Below are 4372 nucleotides of genomic sequence, written 5' to 3'. Positions count from 1 at the left end.
CCAGAGCTTGCCGCCGGAGAACGCGAGGACCTCCAGGCCGGAGGTGGTCGCGGTCAGGGCGAGCTGGCTCGGTGATGCGAGGGAGCCGACGACGGTGGAGATGTCCCGCCAGTCCTGCCGGCAGTGGTTCGTTGTCCTGGTTGATTGAGGCCAGTGGCGGTGCGGATCTCGTCTACGGGCCGTGAGCAGCGACTCGTCCTGATCGCGAACTACAGCTGGAGTAAAACGGCGGATGCCCCACCAGAACCTACTGGCGGGGCATCCGAAATATCACAGGGCGATCAACCCGGAATCGACTATCAGCTCAATTCCGAGAGCACGATGACGACCTCCGACGACTCGTCCGGGTCATCCCCGTAGACCTCAATCCGGTTCAGCTTCCTATCCACGGGAAGTTGGAGATTGACCGTGCCATTCGGATCATAGATCGCCAAGCTCGCTTGCGGCAGATTAATCTCACCCGAGAAGAGGATATTAAGCCCGTCAGGTACACGCGGCCCTGCCACACAGACCACACTGACAGGGCCACTGGCCGCCTGCTGAACCGAGATATACAGGGAATCCGGACCAGCATGGATCGGGTCGACCGAGGGATCCCAGGCGTCGTGTGCATCCGTGCTGTCCGGGGCCGACGCCACCAGCAGGCCATGGGCGAACCTGGCGACAGCGGCCCCGTGCAGGTCATCCCCCAGGGATGTCACGTTTGAAGATTGGAAAATCATACCATCCTCGTCCTAGTCCATTAACTACTCCGCCTTGCAGCAAAGAGCACGCCTTGCAGTGCGGATAGAGAGTCCAGGGTCCATTGGGGCTGACCTTGTAAGGGGGATTATGGTCGCCGGTCCAGTGCCCATCCTTATATCCGGAAACAGGATCCCCGCAGGCTGCACACCCATTCCTGTCGCCGAACTCGTTGATTATTTTCTGTTCGTGCGGAAGGGCCTTGTCGCCGCGCTCAGCACTGACTCCTTCAGCCGTCTGCCCCTTCAATCCGGGACCAAGGGTCAGATCACAGAGCCTTCCCTCGTCGATATTGTGCACAAGGACCGGGGTAGTGCCAGCCAGCACATAGTACGTGTGAAGGTCTGCGACGGTGAGGTTGTAGGCGGTCGTTGGGCCAGTGGCGTAGTTGGTGACATTGACGATTGTCAGGGTGCTGCCAGTATCGGTGCGGACCTTATCGCCTGCTTTGAGTTCGGCGGCGTCGGTCCACTGCTGGGTGCTGACGTCCCAGTAGGGGTGGTGCTGGGTCGATGTGAGAGTCGTTGAGACTCCGCCGGAGGCGGAATCGTCGGCCAGTACTACGTCGGTGAACTCGTGGTCGTCGGGGGTGGTGAAGGTGTTGGTGACGGTTTCGGGCAGTGTGGTGCCGTCCTCGGGGTCCGTGGCCTTGACCTGGTCGCCTAGGGCGAGTTGCTCGATGGGCTTGGTGGTTCCGTCGGCCAGGAGGACTAGGGTGCCGGCCGGGAAGCTGTTCCGGCAGCCACGCAGTAGGGATCGCAGACCATCGAGTAGGGAAGCCCGTTCCGCAGAGCGGACCGCACCAGCTACCGCCCCGCCCTCACCTCGAGTTCCGACAAACTGGAGCAGAGAGAATGTCGCCTGCCCACTTGCCTCGCCCGGCCTGCCCTCGCTGCACCCATTATAGATTTCCCCGATATCCCCAATGATTCCCATAGCATTGTGCGGATCCATAGGATTTAGCGCGCGAGTCTTGGCGTCTGCGTCCATGCATGATACCCATGACATTTCCCAGATGCAGCCGCGACTCGAAGAGTAGAGGGAGGGGATATAGCCGGCGAGTCCGGATCCCAGCTCGGTGACCTTATCCCAAAATCCCTTCTTGCCTTGACGAGCTGCACGGCCTCAGCTGGTTGAGGTTTGGCCGCATTGACTAATCGACAGGGATTATGCTCGGTCTCGCGCCCGCTCGCCGGGACTCCTATAAGATCACCGGACTTGCAACACCCCTGCGACGAGCCACCCCTTTGCGCTGCGCCCGTCCGCCGAGTTACCGTCAACTACTGCCGTCAAGATCCGCTGAAGGCCCATCAGGCACTGCCTGATGGGCCTTCAGGTTTGCGCTAACGGCATCTAGAAGCCGCGCAGCGCTACAGCAGCGTCAATTGCATTCCGAACTCCCTCAGAACAGCCACTCAGAGAGCCCTTCAGGCCTAGCTGCTGAGTGCACAAGGGTCACGACTCTCGCCGGAGGGTCTCCAGTTCACGAATCGGGAAGGTGATTCCACCCCATGCTTTTGAATATCCGGCAGTGCTGCCGCATTGAACCAGCACGTCGTCAGCCATGGCCACCACGCTGCGAATGAATGCACGGACGTCAACCCGGCCGCACCAGCGCAGACTCCCGCCGCCCCAGCGGCGGGACTCTGATTCCATGTCCGCGAATTGGACGACCTGCAAGTATGCCTCTTCGTCTGCTCCTGTAAGGAAAAGGAAGGTGCCCGCAGGCTCAGCAGGAAGGAAGGCTGTTGCCGAGCTTGACCCCAGTCGGAGGTCGATGGCTGCTTGCACCACCGAACCGAGACCATCACCAATGTATGTGGTGTGTACTTCGATGGTCTCTCGCGGAAACTGTAGAACTAGGTCCGCCGAGCCGCTGGCCCGCGCCATCTTCCAATGCAGAGAAATTTTTTCCATTTGCCATTACCTTGGATAGGCGGTACGTAGGGATCCGTCTGGATTGAGGACAACTTCGACGCTAGTTTCACCTCGAGATCCAACGGGGTAGCCGAAATCGTGCGTGTGAACTGTTCCGTCGCGAGGGCGCCCGGCCGCATCGGGATAATTCGGCCGCCCTGGCGTTTTTGCAGTTTCCGCAATCAACTCCCCAATTTCATCCAGGTCTGCAACATAATTGGAGAAGGTTGTGTTCCCCGGTGTCACTCCTGGACTTCCATCTACGTGCTCATTCAGCACGTGTTGCCAGCCCTCCCCAGTAAATAGATTGCAGTTGATGTTGTGAACCAGTACTGGCGTGGTACCTGCCAGTACATAGTACGTGTGAAGATCCGCGACAGTAAGGTTAAACATGTCTGCGGTGCCGTTCACGAGTGCAACGCCCCGAACGTACGCATGGGCATTCGCTGACGTTTCCAGCGCGTCGCCATTCGTCAATTTCCCAGCCGGGACCCACTTCTTCTGCGTGTCGTCCCAGAACGGGTGCCGTGCAGTCGTGTGGACGACCACGGACCTGCCGTCAGGGGTGCTGACGGTGAGGTCGATCAGGTCGTCGTCGTGATTGACATGAAGTGCCGTGACCTCCCGACTGCCAACGTGCTCGCCGGTTGTGGGATCGCCTGCCTCGACGTGATCGCCTATGGCGATGTCACCGATGGGCTTCGTCTCACCATCGTCAAGCAGCACGGGGGTGTCGGGAGAGAAGCTACAGCCGCTGACCTTGACCCCGACCCCTCCGAGCTTCACCCCGGCGTAGGCGGTGGCGGCGCCTGCCACTGTGCTGAGCGCCAGTGCTTCCTTGTCGGAGCAGTTGGTTGCACATTGCGAGGCGAATCCGGCCATTGCGCCGACGGCCAGGGCGCACCCTGCTCCCCCTGATTCCGGGCAGAGCGCCACCCCGACGAGGCCGACGACGAGTCCGGCGACGCTTCCCTTGGCTCCGTCCCAGAGGTCTTTCAGGGTCAGTGGGCCGTAGAGGGCGTCATCGGCATACCTCTGCAGCGCCGCGTATGCGCTGGTTCCTGGCACATTCCAGTCGTTGGGAGACTCCTTCATGATCAACTTTAGGTGATCGCGGAACTTCTTCAGGCGGTCCTGCGGGATCTGGTCCAGGATTGTTGTGGTGATCTTTTTGCCCTGATCGATCTGCTCCTGCCAGTGCTTACAGGCCTCGCTTTGGTCGCAGGGGACTTCTCCAGTTGTTCCCGGAGCCAGGGTCCCGTCGCTGCCGCCGTCCTGGCCTTCTACTCGATACAGGCCCGTCGGGTCGCTGAGGTTGACCGGGTCGTTGTTGCTGTAGGCGTAGCCGTTCCACTGCTGCGGGTCGCCGGCATCGAGGAGCGGGTCGAGGCTGAGGAATCGTCCGAGCGTGGGTTGGTATTCGCGGGCTCCGAGGTTGGTGAGGCCGGTGGTGTCGTCTTTGGTGCCGTTGACGAAGCCGTGGTCGCCTGCCCAGGTGGTGGGTTGGGTGCCGCGGGGGTTGCCGAAGGGGTCGGCGGGTCGGCGGGTCACTTGGAGTGTGGCCGAGTCGATGGCGATGGTGCCGGTGCCGTGGTGGTCGGAGATCTGATAGTTGAGGATGGTGGCGCCGGTGCGGACGGCGGTGATGCCATTGGGCATGGGGTAGTAGCGGGTGCCGGAGAGGCCGGTGGCGGGGTCGTAGGTGGCTTCGTCG

At 61.1% G+C, this 4372-nt stretch carries 4 protein-coding genes; all 4 read right to left on the bottom strand.

Annotation, left to right across the window (positions count from 1 at the left end; genetic code table 11):
- Window positions 1-299 precede the first annotated feature (299 nt).
- Window positions 300-701 carry a hypothetical protein gene (locus tag AB0K51_RS34595; protein WP_363462231.1) on the bottom strand — a complete coding sequence of 134 codons (402 nt, stop codon included), beginning with the start codon at window positions 699-701 and terminating at the stop codon, window positions 300-302.
- A complete protein-coding gene (locus AB0K51_RS34590; protein WP_363462229.1) occupies window positions 682-1731 on the bottom strand; it encodes a polymorphic toxin-type HINT domain-containing protein in 1050 nt (349 codons plus the stop codon). Before AB0K51_RS34590 ends, AB0K51_RS34595 begins: the two co-directional genes overlap by 20 nt.
- A 465-nt stretch (window positions 1732-2196) precedes the next feature.
- Complete coding sequence (locus AB0K51_RS34585; protein WP_363462227.1) at window positions 2197-2658, bottom strand: hypothetical protein; 462 nt, start codon at window positions 2656-2658, stop codon at window positions 2197-2199.
- 6 nt (window positions 2659-2664) lie between these two features.
- A partial coding sequence (locus AB0K51_RS34580) for a polymorphic toxin-type HINT domain-containing protein (RefSeq protein ID WP_363462225.1) occupies window positions 2665-4372 on the bottom strand: 1708 nt, incomplete at its 5' end.

Origin of the sequence: Kitasatospora sp. NPDC049285 (genome assembly GCF_040678815.1) — a bacterium.
Taxonomy (GTDB): domain Bacteria; phylum Actinomycetota; class Actinomycetes; order Streptomycetales; family Streptomycetaceae; genus Kitasatospora.
The sequence above is the reverse complement of the archived record's forward strand: the minus strand, read 5'-3'. Positions and strand labels throughout refer to the sequence as shown.

Bases quoted from the DNA above. Each gene is read 5' to 3' on its own strand.
- AB0K51_RS34590 (WP_363462229.1), bottom strand. From the start codon at position 1,731: ATGGACGCAGACGCCAAGACTCGCGCGCTAAATCCTATGGATCCGCAC.
- AB0K51_RS34585 (WP_363462227.1), bottom strand. From the start codon at position 2,658: ATGGAAAAAATTTCTCTGCATTGGAAGATGGCGCGGGCCAGCGGCTCG.